Source organism: Paraburkholderia sp. CNPSo 3274, from assembly GCF_024206475.1.
In the GTDB taxonomy this organism is placed as follows: Bacteria; Pseudomonadota; Gammaproteobacteria; order Burkholderiales; family Burkholderiaceae; genus Paraburkholderia.
This window is the reverse complement of sequence record NZ_JAMBPR010000021.1, coordinates 63,637-78,015: the sequence shown is the minus strand read 5'-3', so window position 1 is coordinate 78,015 and position 14,379 is coordinate 63,637. Positions and strand designations below refer to the sequence as shown.

General features: G+C 67.3%; 14 protein-coding genes. 6 read left to right on the top strand and 8 right to left on the bottom strand.

Annotated features, from left to right (window positions below; all coding sequences use genetic code 11):
• Positions 1-22: 22 nt before the first annotated feature.
• From M3I54_RS16595 to M3I54_RS16560, 8 genes are all read right to left on the bottom strand, one after another.
• Positions 23-388, bottom strand: coding sequence for a DUF3022 domain-containing protein (locus tag M3I54_RS16595; protein ID WP_254337663.1), 366 nt, complete (start codon positions 386-388; stop codon positions 23-25).
• Positions 389-421: 33 nt separating this feature from the next.
• Positions 422-1,231, bottom strand: coding sequence for a YhfC family intramembrane metalloprotease (locus M3I54_RS16590; RefSeq protein ID WP_254337661.1), 810 nt, complete (start codon positions 1,229-1,231; stop codon positions 422-424).
• A 153-nt stretch (positions 1,232-1,384) separates the two neighbouring features.
• A complete protein-coding gene (locus tag M3I54_RS16585; RefSeq protein WP_254337659.1) occupies positions 1,385-2,464 on the bottom strand; it encodes a substrate-binding domain-containing protein in 1,080 nt (359 codons plus the stop codon).
• On the bottom strand, positions 2,461-3,426 hold the full coding sequence (locus tag M3I54_RS16580; RefSeq protein ID WP_254337657.1) for a D-glycerate dehydrogenase: 966 nt from the start codon (positions 3,424-3,426) through the stop codon (positions 2,461-2,463). The genes M3I54_RS16585 and M3I54_RS16580 overlap by 4 nt, the downstream gene beginning before the upstream one ends.
• A gap of 20 nt (positions 3,427-3,446) precedes the next feature.
• Positions 3,447-4,730, bottom strand: a complete 1,284-nt coding sequence (locus tag M3I54_RS16575) for an MFS transporter (RefSeq protein ID WP_254337655.1) — start codon at positions 4,728-4,730, stop codon at positions 3,447-3,449.
• A gap of 108 nt (positions 4,731-4,838) precedes the next feature.
• Positions 4,839-5,816, bottom strand: coding sequence for a sugar kinase (locus M3I54_RS16570; protein ID WP_254337653.1), 978 nt, complete (start codon positions 5,814-5,816; stop codon positions 4,839-4,841).
• Between the two features lie 64 nt (positions 5,817-5,880).
• Positions 5,881-6,678 (bottom strand): TIM barrel protein, encoded by a 798-nt coding sequence (locus tag M3I54_RS16565; protein ID WP_254337651.1) that lies wholly within the window; start codon positions 6,676-6,678, stop codon positions 5,881-5,883.
• 157 nt (positions 6,679-6,835) lie between these two features.
• On the bottom strand, positions 6,836-7,756 hold the full coding sequence (locus tag M3I54_RS16560; protein WP_254337649.1) for a LysR family transcriptional regulator: 921 nt from the start codon (positions 7,754-7,756) through the stop codon (positions 6,836-6,838).
• Positions 7,757-7,908: 152 nt separating this feature from the next.
• Between M3I54_RS16560 and M3I54_RS16555 the strand changes: the two genes are divergently transcribed.
• The 6 genes from M3I54_RS16555 to M3I54_RS16530 all read left to right on the top strand — a co-directional run bounded on the left by M3I54_RS16555 (position 7,909) and on the right by M3I54_RS16530 (position 14,356).
• The gene (locus M3I54_RS16555; protein WP_254337647.1) at positions 7,909-8,982 is read left to right on the top strand and encodes a YeiH family protein; all 1,074 of its coding nucleotides are present in this window, start codon (positions 7,909-7,911) and stop codon (positions 8,980-8,982) included.
• Between the two features lie 231 nt (positions 8,983-9,213).
• Positions 9,214-9,948 (top strand): glutathione S-transferase, encoded by a 735-nt coding sequence (locus tag M3I54_RS16550; protein WP_254337645.1) that lies wholly within the window; start codon positions 9,214-9,216, stop codon positions 9,946-9,948.
• Between the two features lie 159 nt (positions 9,949-10,107).
• Positions 10,108-11,853: a ClcB-like voltage-gated chloride channel protein gene (locus M3I54_RS16545; RefSeq protein ID WP_254337643.1), complete on the top strand. Its 1,746-nt coding sequence runs from the start codon at positions 10,108-10,110 to the stop codon at positions 11,851-11,853.
• A gap of 148 nt (positions 11,854-12,001) precedes the next feature.
• Positions 12,002-13,360: a C45 family peptidase gene (locus M3I54_RS16540; protein WP_254337641.1), complete on the top strand. Its 1,359-nt coding sequence runs from the start codon at positions 12,002-12,004 to the stop codon at positions 13,358-13,360.
• Between the two features lie 247 nt (positions 13,361-13,607).
• The gene (locus tag M3I54_RS16535) at positions 13,608-13,880 is read left to right on the top strand and encodes a hypothetical protein (protein WP_254337640.1); all 273 of its coding nucleotides are present in this window, start codon (positions 13,608-13,610) and stop codon (positions 13,878-13,880) included.
• A gap of 245 nt (positions 13,881-14,125) precedes the next feature.
• A complete protein-coding gene (locus tag M3I54_RS16530; protein WP_254337638.1) occupies positions 14,126-14,356 on the top strand; it encodes a DUF2795 domain-containing protein in 231 nt (76 codons plus the stop codon).
• Positions 14,357-14,379: the final 23 nt, after the last annotated feature.

Below are 14,379 nucleotides of genomic sequence, written 5' to 3'. Positions count from 1 at the left end.
CCCGGCGCTTCAAGCAAACCCTTTACGCAAATTCTTCGTCCAGCGCGATCGTCACCTCGCGCGGCACGTCTTCGCCCTTCGCGTGCTGTTCCTCGAGCGATTCGATCGTCGTCTCCACGTAGACTCGCAACACCGCGAAGCTGCGTGAGCGCAGCCGCGGCGGCAATGCGCGATAGCGTGCGAGCGCGGCGGGCGCGATTGCGACCGTGAGCGCCATGCGGCGCGCCTTCGAGCCGAAGCGCATCGCCACCCAGTGCACGACCAGTTGCGGCACGCCGCTCTCGTTCGGCTCTTCGGCAAAGCGCGTTTGCTCGGGAAAGATGTCGGCGATCACGCGGGCGAGTTCGTCGAAATCGGGGCTCGCGCATTCAAACAGATAGGCTTCCATTGACGCCAGAATAAAGTAGTGAGACGCGCGCACTCACGCCGCGCGTGCGACGCGCCGCTGCGGGCGGCACGTCCTGAAAAGCACGATGGCGACCACGACGGCCGCCACCCCATACAAACCGTCCACGGCCACGAGCGGCGCGAGTTGCGCCTGGTACATCGCGGCAGGCACGTCGATGAGCGCGTGCACGAGGATCGCGAGCGGCAAAATCCCCTTCCATCCCGCGCGCACACCGCGCCACATCAGCACCGACAAGGCAATCTGGAACACGAACGCGGCCGTGCGCTCGAGCGCAAACACGCCGGCGAAAAGTGGCGAAAGGCTAGCGAGAATCAGATGCAAGCGCAAGACCGAGTCCATCGTGAGATTGGAGAGATGCTCGTCGAGATCGCCGCGATTCGCGAGCACCGCGAACACGATCCATTGCAGTTGCACGAGCACGCCGACGAACCACGCCTCCGCACCCGCATGGCCGATGCCGTAGCCGAGCGCCGCGCTGTCAGTGGGGGCGTTGGGCTTGCGTGCGCTGCGGCGCGCGATGATCCGCATGGCGATATAGCGCCCGACTTCCTCGCACACGCCCGCGGCGAACGCGCCGTACAGGACAAAGAAAACGGGATTCGAAAGCACCTGCGCGGCGGCGGCGTTCTCGTGCAGCAGGTAGTCGTTGATGGCGCGCTCGATCACAGTCGCGAAAAACGCGAAGATGGCGACGCCCGCGATCGTATCGCGCCAGTCGAGCGCGAATGGCACGCGCAGCCGGCGATAGAGCGATACGGGCAAGGCGGCGACGAACAGCGTCGCGAGCGAGAGGCAGACGAGCGTGACCGGAGCTACGGACATGGGCTTCCTTATGACGTTCGGCACGCACGCACGCGCGCCGCAGCCCGAATGATCGCAGATATCGGCGCCTGCGCGCAGCCCTGGCTGCGCACGAGACCAGGAATCGCACCGTCGGACCTCTCCGTCAGGACGAAACGAGTGCCCGCGCCATAGTCACCCCAGCGTCGAAGCCCTCACCACCAGTTCGCCCTCGAACGCCGCCGCGCGCGCCTTGGGCGCCGCGCCCTCGATGCGCTCGTGCAGAAACTCCACCGCGCGATAACCAATCTCGCGCGTAGGCTGGCGGATCGTCGTAATGCCGGCAAGCTCGGCCCACTCCGGATCGTCAATGGCGACGAGCGCCACGCGCTGTTGCCACTGCGCGCCGAGCGCCGCTTTCAGATGCAAGGCGAGGCGCAGCGCCACCGGCGCGTTGGCCGCGAACAATGCGCAACGCGCACCGCGCGCGAGCGCCTGGGCCACGTGGGTGTCGAGCGTGGCGAGCGCGGCTTGCACGGCGGCTTCATCGTGGAGATCGAGCACGTGCGTGAGGCCACGCGCCGCGCCCTTCGTCGCCTGCATCGACTCGCGAAACGCCGCTTCGCGCTCGCGCCGCGAACTTACCTGCTCGAACGGCTGCACGACGAACACGATGTCGTCGTAGCCACGCGCAAGCAGATGCTCCGTGCCGAGGCGCACGGCCGCCGCGTTGTCGAGGCCGACCATGTCCGCATCCAGGCCGTCGACGGTACGGTCGATCAGCACCGCCGGAATGCCGCCGCTGGCCACGGGTTTCAACATCGATTCACGCACGCCGAGTGCATTGACGATCACGCCTTCGACGCGATACGTGGTGAGCAGCTGAAGATAGCGCCGCTCCATGTCGATTTCGTTCGCCGCGTGGCAGATGAGCGGCATGTAGCCGAGCGCGTGACACGCCTCCTCCACGCCCTGCAGAATCTCCACCGAATAGGGATTGGCGAGATCGGCGAGCAACAGGCCGAGCAGACGGTTGCGGCCGCGCTTGAGGCCGCGCGCCATCTGGTTGGGGCGATAGTCGAGCCGCTCGATCGCCGCTTCGATGCGCGCGCGCAGGTCGGGCGAAAGCACGCCCAGCTCGCCGTTCAGATAGCGCGAGATGCTGGTCTTGCCGGTGCCGGCTTCACGCGCGACGTCGCTGATGGTCGCGCGGCGCGGCGCCGTGGCCGCGGCGCCCTGTTCAGCGTGATCCGTGCTGCCCGGACCCGCGCTCATCGCGCGAGCACGTCGCGGTTGACGACGTTCACGTCGAGCGTGCCAGCGAGCGCCGCGACGAGGTTCTCCGCTGCGCAGCGCGCCATCGCGTGACGCGTCTCGTGCGTCGCCGAGCCGATGTGCGGCAGCGCCACCACGTTCGGCATGCTCAGGAGCGGCGACGCGGGATCGATCGGCTCGCGCTCGAAAACGTCGAGGCCCGCGCCGTGGATCGTGCCCGCTTCGAGCGCCGCGATCAGCGCTTGTTCGTCGACGGTCGCGCCGCGCGAGGCGTTGATGAGAATCGCGCTCTTCTTCATCTTCTTCAGCTGCTCTGCGCCGATCAGGTGGCGCGTGGCGTCGGTGAGCGGCACCTGGAGGCACACGAAGTCCGAGCTTGCGAGCAGTTCGTCGAGTTCGACGCGGCGCGCGCCATAGTTGCGTTCGGCCGCTTCGTTCGGGCTGCGGTTCGTGTAGAGCACCTTCATGTTGAAGCCGAGTGCCGCGCGGCGCGCGACGGCGCCGCCGATGCGCCCGAGCCCCACGATGCCGAGCGTTTTGCCCTGCACGTCCACGCCGAATTGCGCCGCGCCGATGCTGCCCTTCCAGTGGCCCGCCTTGACCCAGTCGGCCAGTTCGACCACGCGGCGTGCGCTCGCGAGGATGAGCGAGAACACGGTGTCGGCCGTCGATTCGGTCAGCACGTCGGGCGTGTGGGCGAGCACGATGCCGCGCTTCGTGAGATCGGGCACATCGAACTGGTCGTAGCCCACGGAGATCGTGGAGAGCGCCTTCACGCGCGAACCGTCCAGCATCGCCGGTGTGATCTTCACGCTCGCGCCGATCGCGCCGTCGGCGTCTTTTAGCGCGGCGGCGAGTGCGCCGGGCTGGTCGGCGTCGACATCAATCAGTTCGGCATGCTCGCGCAGATAGTCGGCGACATCGGCGGGCAAGGCTTTGTAGACAACGATTTTCGGCTTCATAAGTGCGCTAGAAAAGAGAGTTATTTTCCGTGTGCCGGCGATGCATAACCACGGGCGGCGTCGCGCTGCGGCTTGACGGCGAGCGTGAGGCCCACCGAAACGAGCAGCGCCGCGCTCATGAACGCATAGGATGCCGCAGGCGAGCCCGTCGCGCCATTCAGATACCCGACCACATAGGAGCCGACGAACGAGCCGAGCGCGCCCATGCTGTTGATCAGCGCCATCGCGCCGCCGGCGACGTTCTTCGGCAGCAGTTCCGGCACGATCGCGAAGAACGGGCCATACGGCGCGTACATCGCCGCGCCCGCCACTACGAGCAGCGCGTAGGATACCCAGAAGTGCGTCGAGCCGAGCGCGTAGGAGCCCGCGAAGGCCAGCGCGCCGACCAGCAGGAACGGCCACACGAAGGCACGGCGATTGTCGAGCTTGTCCGATGCCCACGAGGCGGCGAGCATCGCAATGGTCGCCGCGAGATACGGCACGGCGGAGAGCCAGCCCGTTTCGACCATGCCGAGCGCCGAGCCATTCTTCACGATCGAGGGCAGCCACAGCACGAAGCCGTACACGCCAATGCTCCAGCAGAAGTACTGCGCCGAGAGCAGCATCACGGCAGGCGTGCGGAACGCCTCGGCGTAGTTGCGCACCGGCTTGATGGCGGCCTGCTCGGCGCGCATCGCGGCGTCGAGCGCGCGCTTTTCATCGTCGGAGAGCCAGGTGACCTGTGAGGGCTTGTCGCGCACGAGGAACCACCAGCACACGGCCCACACGACAGCCGGCACGCCTTCGGCGATGAACATGTGGCGCCAGCCGAAGGCATGCACGAGATAGCCCGAGACGACCGACATCCACAGCACCGTGACCGGATTGCCGAGGATCAGGAACGTGTTGGCGCGCGAGCGCTCCTTCTTTGTGAACCAGTTGCTGATGAAGATGAGCATGGCGGGCATCACGGCCGCTTCGACCACGCCGAGCACGAAACGGATCGCCATGAGCGACGGGATGTTCGTGACGACGCCCGTGAGCGCCGCGCAGCCGCCCCACAGCACGAGGCTCGCGAACACGAGCGTGCGCACGCTGCGGCGCTCCGCATACATGGCGCCCGGCAGTTGGAAGAAGAAGTAGCCGAGGAAGAACAGCGCGCCGATCAGCGACGAGAGCGCCGGGCTGATACCGAGATCGCGGTTGATGCCGGCCGCCGAGGCGAAGCCGTAGTTGGCGCGGTCGAGATAGGCGAGGCTGTACGTGATGAACACGACGGGCATGATTGCCCACCAGCGGCGCGGTGCGAGCGAGGTTGAGGTCATCGGTGTCTCCAGTTGATTGGGGCTCGGTACCTGACAGTGCCGCCCTCTGGTCTCATGTCATCTGGCGCGCCGCATGCGAATACGCTTTGCGTGGCGCCCCTTGTTCCGCTATGCGGCTGCCGCGGCAGCCTGCGTTTGCGCGCCTTCGAGCGCGTCGAGCTGCGCGCGCGTCGGCAACCCTTCCGAGTCGCCGATCACCTGGACGGCCAGCGCGCCGATGCGGTTGCCGCGAGCGACGGCCGCGGCAAGCGGACGCCCCTCGAGCAGCGCGCTCACCACGCCCACGGCGAAGCCGTCGCCGGCGCCCACGGTATCGACCACGCACTCCACGCGCTGCGCCGCAACGCGGCCCTGCTCGCCTTCGGCCGTGGCGTAGTACGCGCCTTCTGCGCCGAGCTTCACGATCACGCCGCGCGCGCCGCGCGCAAGGTAGAACTGCGCGATGGCTTCCGGGTCGTCCGAGCCCGTCAGCACGCGGCCTTCACCGACGCCCGGCAGCACCCAGTCGGCGAAGCTCGCGAGTTCGTTGAGCGTGCCGACCATTTCGGCTTGCGAGCCCCAGAGCGTTGGGCGCAGGTTCGGGTCGAACGAGATCGTGCGGCCCGCGGCGCGCATCTCGTGTGCAAGCTTGAACGCCAGTTCGCGCGACGACGAGGAGATCGCGGGCGCCACGCCGCTCAGGTGCAGATGGCGCGCGCCGAGCACGTAGTCGGCCTGATAGTCGCGAGCCGAGAGCTTGCTCGCCGCCGAGCCGCGGCGGAAATATTCGACAGCGGGATCGCTGCCGTCGTCGTTCCTCGACTTGAGCTGAAAGCCGGTCGGAAAGCGCGTGTCGGTGCTCACGCAGCGCGCGTCGATGCCTTCGTGCGCGAGCACGTCGCGCACGAACTGGCCGAACGAATCGGCACCCACTCGGCTCACCCAGCCCACCTTGAAACCCAGGCGCGCGAGGCCGGTCGCGACATTGAGCTCCGCGCCCGCTGCGCGTTTCGTGAAATGCGCGACCTGGGCGAGCGGCCCCGGCTCCGTGGCGACGAACATCGCCATGGCTTCGCCGTAGGTAATGACATCGAGTGCTTCGGTCATGAGATGCGTTCCTGATGAATCGTATGGGGAGCCTGGGGCTCGACTTCGAGGCTTCGCGCGGAGCTCAAGCGGCCGCGAGCCACTCGACGTAATGTGCGGCGGCGGCGTCCACGCGCGCCGGATCGAACGGAAACTCGATGCCGCGCGGCACGTGCGTCGGCAGCAGTGCGAGTGCGGCGCGGCACAGCGTGTCGTCATCGCCCGGCGCAGCGGCGAAGCGGCGCGCGCCCTCGCCCACCACGGCCTTGCAATGGATGTATTCGACGTACGGCGCGAGCGCGGCGGCGGCGAGCAGCGTCGGCTCGCCCGGCCATTGCCAGTTGCCGATGTCGAATGTCATGCCGATCACACCCGGCGCACCGCCATCGCGCAACGCGTTGAAGAGGCCGATGAACTGATCGAGCTTACCGCCCTGCTCGAGCTGGCCGTTCTCGACGACGACGCGCGGGCCGTTGCTCGCTGCAACGGTGTCGCCGGTGCGCGCGCCCAGTTCTTCGAGCAGGCTCGCGAGGCGCGCCGCGCTGGCGTCGCCTGCGAAACCGCCGAGTTGCAGCTTCACGAAACGCGCACCGAGCGCACGTCCCGCGGCGACCGCGGCGCAAAGTGCCGCCTCGTCGAGCGCGCCATCCTCGCCGTACAACGCGTCCGGCGTAGACCAGACGCGCCACAAACCCTCGCCCGCAAGCGCCGTTCCGAGCGCTCGCAACGCTTCGGGCTGCGCGTCGGCATCGTGCATCAACTCGCGCCGTACCTCGAACGCCTGCGCGCCCGCGCGCCGCGCCGGCCGGCTCCACGCCGCGTGACCGTCACGCCAGATTGCCTGCGCGCCGAACGCGCTCGCCACGATTGCTACTTCCGCCATTGCCTTCTTCCTGTTGCCTGCCACCGCGCACTTTGCTTTTCTTGGAACCGGTTCCAAATCTCGCCCGAAAAAAAGCGCCTGTGCGCCGGTTGATTAGGCCGGATAGTGCGCGCTAGCGGTTCGGGCCGCCATTCTGGATTGCCCTGGGTCAGGTGGATCAGGCTCCCGGAACGTCCGCGAGACACAGTTCCAGGAAGCGCTGCGCGACGCGCGAGGCCGCGCCCGCATGCGGCACCAGAATCGAAAAGCGCCGCGCAAGCGGTTCTGGGCCAAGGCTGATCTGCCGCAACGCGCCATTTTCGTGACGCATCGACATGGCCGAGACGAAGCCGATGCCCATGCCCGCCCGCACCGCCTCCTTCACGCCTTCCACGCCTGCGATCTCCAGCGCCACGCGCATGGGCACGCCCGCGCGCGCGAACGCGCGCTCGACCATCTGGCGCACGCCCGACCCATCCTCGCGCAGGACCAGCGGCCACTGCGCGAGCGCTTCCACCGTGATGGCCGGCATCGGTGCGACCGCCTCCCCTTGCGCGTCGAGCTGCGACGCCAGCGCGTGAGAGCGAGGCACGATCGCGACGATTTCGTCCTCGAGCCATGGATGCACGGCGGTATCCGGCGGCAACTGCTCGCCCACCGGACCCTCGATCAGCGCGATATCGACTGCTCCGAGCGTACCCACGACGTCCGTCGTATTCCCGCTCGACGTTTCGAGCTTGACCTGCGGATAGCACCCGTGGAATTGCGCCACCAGATACGGCAGCCGGTAGCTCGCGGGCGTGGTGGTCGCGCCGATGCGCAGCGTGCCGCGCTCGAGGCCGCGCAACGCGTCGCGGTAGGTGAGCGCGTCGCGCCAGGTGTCGCGCAAGCGCGCCGCGTAGCCCGCGAGCTGTTCGCCCGTGGGCGTGAGGCGCACGCCCCGGCCGTCGCGCAGATAAAGCGGCTCGCCGATCTCCTCCTGCAGCAGCCGCAACTGGCCCGAAACGGCCGGTTGCGACAGATGCAATGCCAATGCAGCTCGACTGATATTGAGATGCTCGGCGACGGCAGCGAAAGTTATCAGTTGTTCCGGGGTCATCGTGGAAAACCATCGTGTTGTCCTATATATTACTTCACAAATCACGATTTTTCATATCGATATATCTAAATTAGGATTAGACCATTCGATAGCGACCTGTTCGCTACCCCATTTTTCGACCGGCTCGCCCGGTAGAGAGAAGAGAGGCCGTCATGTCTACACCCAGTCTTGCGCACGCGTTGCCGTCCACCCGCGGGCAGCTCAACGGCGTACTGTTCGTCGCGCTCTTCGCGGCAGCCGTCACGAGCATCGCCTCGCTGCCCGCGATCGCCGGGCTCGGCATGAGTCCGCTGATCGTCGGCATCGTCGCGGGCGCGATCTATGGCAATGCGCTGCGCGACGGCATGCCCGAAAGCTGGGCCGCCGGCGTGAACTTCTCCGCGCGCAAGCTGCTGCGCATCGCCGTGGCGTTCTTCGGGCTGCGCGTGAGCCTGCAGGAAATCGGCCAGGTCGGCGTGCCGGGGCTCGTCGAATCGGTCGCGATCGTCGTGAGCACGCTCGTGATCGGCACCTGGGTCGGCATGAAGCTCCTCAAGCTCGACCGCGACACCGCCATTCTGACTGCGGCCGGCAGCGCGATCTGCGGCGCGGCGGCCGTGCTCGCCTTCGAATCCACGCTGCAATCGAAGCCGCACAAGAGCGCCATGGCAGTCGGCAGCGTCGTGCTGTTCGGCACGCTTTCGATGTTCCTCTACCCGGTGCTGTTCCGCGCAGGCTGGCTGCATCTGGATACGCTCGGCGCCGGGCTCTTCTTCGGCGGCACGATTCACGAAGTGGCGCAGGTGGTGGGCGCGGCGAGCAATGTGAGCCCGGAGGCCACGCACATCGCCACCATCGTCAAGATGACGCGCGTGATGCTGCTCGTGCCGGTCCTGCTCGTGCTCGGCGTGTGGCTCAATCGCGCCGCGCGCAGCAAGGCAGCAGCCGACGGCCACGCCAGCCACGGCGGCGCGCGCAAGCTCGCGGTGCCCTGGTTCGCGCTCGGCTTCCTCGCGCTCGTGGTCGTCAATTCGCTCCACGTGCTGCCCGAAACGGCCACCCACGCGGTCAATACGCTCGACACCTTCGCGCTCACCATGGCGATGACGGCGCTCGGCATCGAGACGCGCGTCTCGCAGATTCGCCAGGCCGGCCCGCGGGCGTTGACCGCCGGTTTCATCATCTACGTCTGGCTGGTCGGCGGCGGTCTCGCGATCACCTGGGGCGTGGAGCGCCTGTTCGGATGACCCGGCGCCCAAGGGCAGCGCGCCCCGACCCGATCCCCTGTGCGCCGGCGCTCCCGGCCACCGGCCCCGCTTGCGGCGGGGCTTTTTGCGTTTCTGCGCGCGGCACCCCAGCGCCGTCACGCGCGAACCAGGCGCGACGGTTGCGAGCGATACTGTGCGTTGCTGTCCGTTGCGTGGGCAGCGTCCGCGCAGGCCGTGGCGAGCACGGCAATGAACGCAAGGGGACGACCGATGGCATACGAACTCTATTACTGGGACGGTCTGCAGGGCCGGGGCGAATTCGTGCGGCTCGCGCTGGAAGAAGCGCAGGCGCCCTACGTGGACGTGGCGCGCGGCGAGAAGAAGGACGGCCTCGGCATCGGCGCGATGATGGGCGAACTGGAGAGCGCCGAGCCGTATCCGCCTTACGCCCCGCCCTTTCTCAAGGACGGCGACCTCATCGTGCCGCAAACCGCCAATATCCTTTTCTATCTCGGCGCGAAGCTCAAGCTCGCGCCGCGCGACGAGGGCTTGCGCATCGTGGCGAACGGCCTGCAGCTCACGATCGCGGACCTCGTGACCGAGGCGCACGACACGCATCATCCCATCGCGAGCGGGCTCTATTACGAGGACCAGAAGGACGCAGCGAAGGCGCGCTCGGCGGATTTCATCGCGCATCGCATGCCGAAATTCATGAGCTATTTCGAGCGCGTGCTCGCGCAGAATCCGGACGGCCCGCGCCACATGGTGGGCAACACGCTCACCTATGTCGATCTGTCGACGTTTCAGATCGTCGAGGGCCTGCGCTATGCGTTTCCAAAAGCGACGAAGCATTTCGCGGATCACTACCCGCATGTCGTCGCGCTGCGCGACGCCGTGGCGAAGCGCCCGAATATCGCCGCCTATCTCGACTCGGAGCGGCGGCTGCCGTTCAACGAAACGGGGATCTTCCGGCACTACCCCGAACTCGATCGGGCCGTGCGCTGAGTGCGCGCGGGCCGTGGATGGTGTCCGCAGCCGCGCGGTTTCATGCACGCGGCGCGCAGTTGCCGCGCAGTTGCCGCAGCGCACCCGTTATGCTTGCCGCCGCACGTCGCGCTCCGCGCACGCGCGGCTTTCTTTCACCCGTAACCTGACCCGCCCGCCGTGCTGTCATTCCTGCTGAAACTGCGCACCCGCGCCCGCGATCTCTTTCGCCTGTCCGACGCCCATACGATGCTGATCTGGTCGGTCATCGTCGGCGTTGCGGGCGCGTTTGCGACCGTGATCTTTCGCGAGGGCATCGCGCATGTGCAAATGCTTTTCACGGGCAGCGAAGGCAGCCTCGTCGAGATGGCGCGCCATCTGCCGTGGCACCGGCGCATCTGGATGCCAGCCGCAGGCGGCTTCATCGCGGGATGTCTGCTGCTGCTCGCGCGGCGCAAGGCGCCCAGCAATAGCGGTAAGGCGATCCATGCCGACTACATCGAGGCGGTGGCGATCGGCGACGGCGTCATGCCCGTCGGCACGAGCATCTGGCGCAGCCTCTCGTCGCTCTTCACGATCGCGAGCGGCGGCTCGATCGGCCGTGAAGGCCCGATGGTACAGCTCGCCGCCCTCGCCGCCTCGCTGATCGGCCGCTGGGTCCACTTCGATCCGACGCGGCTGCGCCTGCTCGTCGCGTGCGGCGCGGCGGCCGGTATCACCTCGGCGTACAACGCGCCCATCGCCGGCGCCTTCTTCGTGACCGAAATCGTGCTCGGGTCCATCGTGATGGAAAGCTTCGGGCCGATCGTCGTCTCCTCGGTCGTCGCCAACATCACCATGCGCGAATTCGCGGGCTACAAGCCGCCTTACGAGATGCCCGTGTTCCCGCCGGTGACGGGTGTCGAGGTGCTGCTCTTCGTGGCGCTCGGCCTCCTGTGCGGCGTGCTCGCGCCGCAGTTCCTCATGATGATGGCCACCGCGAAGAAGGGCTTTGGCCGCATCAACGCGCCGCTGCCCCTGCGGCTCGCGCTCGGTGGCCTCGTAGTCGGCATCCTTTCCGTGTGGACGCCCGAGGTCTGGGGCAACGGCTATAGCGTCGTGAACTCCATCCTCCATTCGCCCTGGACCTGGACCGCGCTCGCCACGGTGCTCGTCTTCAAGCTCATCGCGACGGCCGCGACGGTCGGCTCGGGCGCCGTGGGCGGCGTGTTCACGCCAACGCTCTTCATGGGCGCCGTGCTCGGCTGCCTGTTCGGCCAGGGCATGCACGCGCTCTGGCCCGACGGAACCTCCGCGCCGTACGCCTACGCGATGGTGGGCATGGGCGCGTTCCTCGCGGGCGCGACCCAGGCGCCGCTCATGGCCATCCTGATGATCTTCGAGATGACGCTGAGCTACCAGGTGGTGCTGCCGCTCATGCTCTCGTGCGTGGTTGCGTATTTCGTCGCGCGCGCGATCGGCAAGGCGTCGATGTACGAAATCACGCTGCATCGCAACCGCGAGGAGGCCGAGCGCATGCGCCTGCGCATGACGCAGATGCGCGAACTGGTGCGCCCCGCGCAGACGGTCGTGCTGGGGAGCGCTACGGTGCAGGAGATGACGCGCGTGTTCCTCGAGTATCCGGTGAAGTACCTCTACGTGACCGACGAGGCTGGGCGCTTTCTCGGCGCGGTGGCGCTGGCCGACATCACCTCGGACCTGCTGCAAAAGCGCGACACCTCGAATAAGCACGCCCGCGACTATCTGAAGCCGACCTTCGACGTGCTCACGCCCGACATGCCGCTCGCCGTCGGCCTGCAGCACTTCATGTCGTTCCAGGGCGAGCGCCTGCCCGTGGTCGAAAGCACGCGCGAGCCGACGCTCGCGGGCGTGGTGTACAAAACTTCGCTCCTCGACGCCTATCAGCGCATGAACGCCGAGCGGTAGGCGAGGCCAGCGCGCGAGGCGTGTGGCAAAGCGCGACGGATTTTCTAGAATCTAGAGGGAAACACGCTACGCGGCCGCGCTGTGCGCCCGCGTACGGACGCGCGCGCAGGAGGCAGCGAGAATCGACGCGGGGATGACCGGAGCGAAGATGAGCGAACCCTCACTCGAAGCCGTACGCCGCGACCACGCGGGCTGGATATTCGTGCACTTGCAGGGCGAGCCTTACGACCGCGGCGAGCAGCACGGCAAATTGCTTGCCACCGAAATACGCAACGCGATCCGCACCGCCCGCTACCTCGCGAAATGGGACACGGGTGAGGACTTCGACACCTTCATCAACGCGGCGATCGTGCAGTTCGCGCCGCGCCTCGACACCGAATTCGCCGACGAGATCCAGGGCATCGCCGACGGCGCGGGTCTCAAGTTCGCCGAAGTGCTCGCCTGGAACGGCTACATGGACCTGCTGCAGAGCTGGTGGCCGGTTCATGTCGCAGCGCAGCAGGCGCCCCTGGGGCAATCCGCGGTGCGCCCGTGGCGCGGGCGGCGCGGCCACCACTGCAGCGCCTTCATCGCGACGGGCAGCGCGACGCGCGGCGGCCGCATCGTTATGGCGCACAACTCGTGGGACCGCTACGCGGCCGGCGACGCCTTCAACGTCGTGTTCGATATCGTGCCCGACTCGGGGCACCGCATCCTCATGCAGGGCCTGCCCGGCTGCATCTCGAGCCTCACCGACTTCTGGATCAACGGCGCGGGCCTGATGGTGACGGAGACGACCATCTCGAACTTCGTGGGCTACCGCGCGAACGGCGCCCCGGAGTTCTATCGCTCGCGCCGGGCAACGCAATATGCGTCGAGCATTGCGCAATGGTGCGAGATGTTCGCGCAGGCGAACAACGCGGGCTATGTGAACAGCTGGCTTCTCGGCGACATCAAAACGGGCGAGATCGCGCGCTATGAACTGGGCCTGCAGCACGCGGGCTTCGAGAGCACGAAAGACGGCTTCTACAGCGGTTTCAACACGGCAACGGACCTCAAGATCCGCAACCAGGAATGCACCGGCGAAGCGGACGACTACACCGACGTGCGCCGCAACGGCGCGCGCCGCCTGCGCTTCATGCAACTCGTGCAGGAGCACCGCGGCGCGATCGACGCCGAACTCGCCAAGGCGATGATCGCGGACCACCACGACGTCTACCTCGAGCGCAGCGACAACCCGTGCTCGCGCACGATCTGCGGCCATCTCGAACTCGACGACGCGCGCTTCGGCGGCGCGGACCACGGGCCGTTCAACCCATGGGGCGCGAACGACGGCAAGGTGGTCGACAGCGAAATGGCGCGCGATCTATCGTTCTGGGCGCGCTGGGGCCATCCCTGCGGCCGCCCGTTCGACGCCCAGGCGTTCATGCAGCGGCACCCGCAATGGAACTGGCTCAACGGTTATATGCGCGACCGCCCGTCGTGGCCCTGGACGCGCTTCGAGGCGCTGCGCGGACCCTCCCTTTAGTCCCGCGTAACGGCCGCGCCGGCAAAAAAGCACGCGCGTTCGAGACGTGTCGACGCATTTCCTGCCATTATGGTATTTCCGTATGCGCCTCGCGCACATGAGCCGTCCAGGCGGCTCGTTGCGCGTTCGCGTAGCAGCGCGCCGGGCCGCCCCGGCTGGCGCGGCTGCCTGCGCCGCCACCAAGGCTGGCGGACGCGGTACGGCGCTTGCTGCGACCTGTGGGCCGCATGAGAAAGGAGGTCGAGCGATGAAAACCTCGACACTGATGACCACCGTGCTGTTGTCGGCGTCTTGCTTCGCCGCTCCGGTACGCACCGCGCAGGACTCACCGGTCGCCCAGGCCAGCGCTCACATCCCGCTCGCAAATGGACTGTCGCACGCCTACGACGCCCCCGTGGCGCCCCCCGCCCCCAACGTGCCCGTGACCGTGAACGGTCCGCAACGCTGGGAGTACCTCACGCTGCCCAGGTCGCATCGGCTGGACAAAACGCTAAGCCCGGACCTGCACGAGCAGACCTGAGCCTGACCGGTACACCGCTTGCGAACAAGCGGCAAGGCAATGCGGCGCATGAGCGGCAAATGAGCAGTGCGTGCACACGCCGCGAAGGCGTGCGAGGTGGATTGTGTATGCTTGAGGCGCGGCGCTAGCGCTGCGCGCTGCAATGCAAACACAAAGCGCGAACAAAATCTGAACAAAATCCGCACAACAAACGAGACGACGACGCGGACCGCCAACGCCGGCCGCCCGCGCAAAGGACGCCACGCATGTCAGCCTCTCGCATTCCCGACGAACCCATCGATCTGCAATTCGCCGACGTGCTGCGCGAAGTGCGCTGGCCCGCCAACAAGGACGAACTCGTGGACGCCGCGCGCGAGGCCGGCGCCAGCAACGAGGTGCTCGCCATCCTCGACGGCATGCCCGAGCAGGACTACCAGGACGTCGCGTCCGTTACGCGGCTGATCGGCAGCAACTACGGCCCTGGCCTCGGCGCCTGAATCGCGCGCGTCGTGGGCTGCGT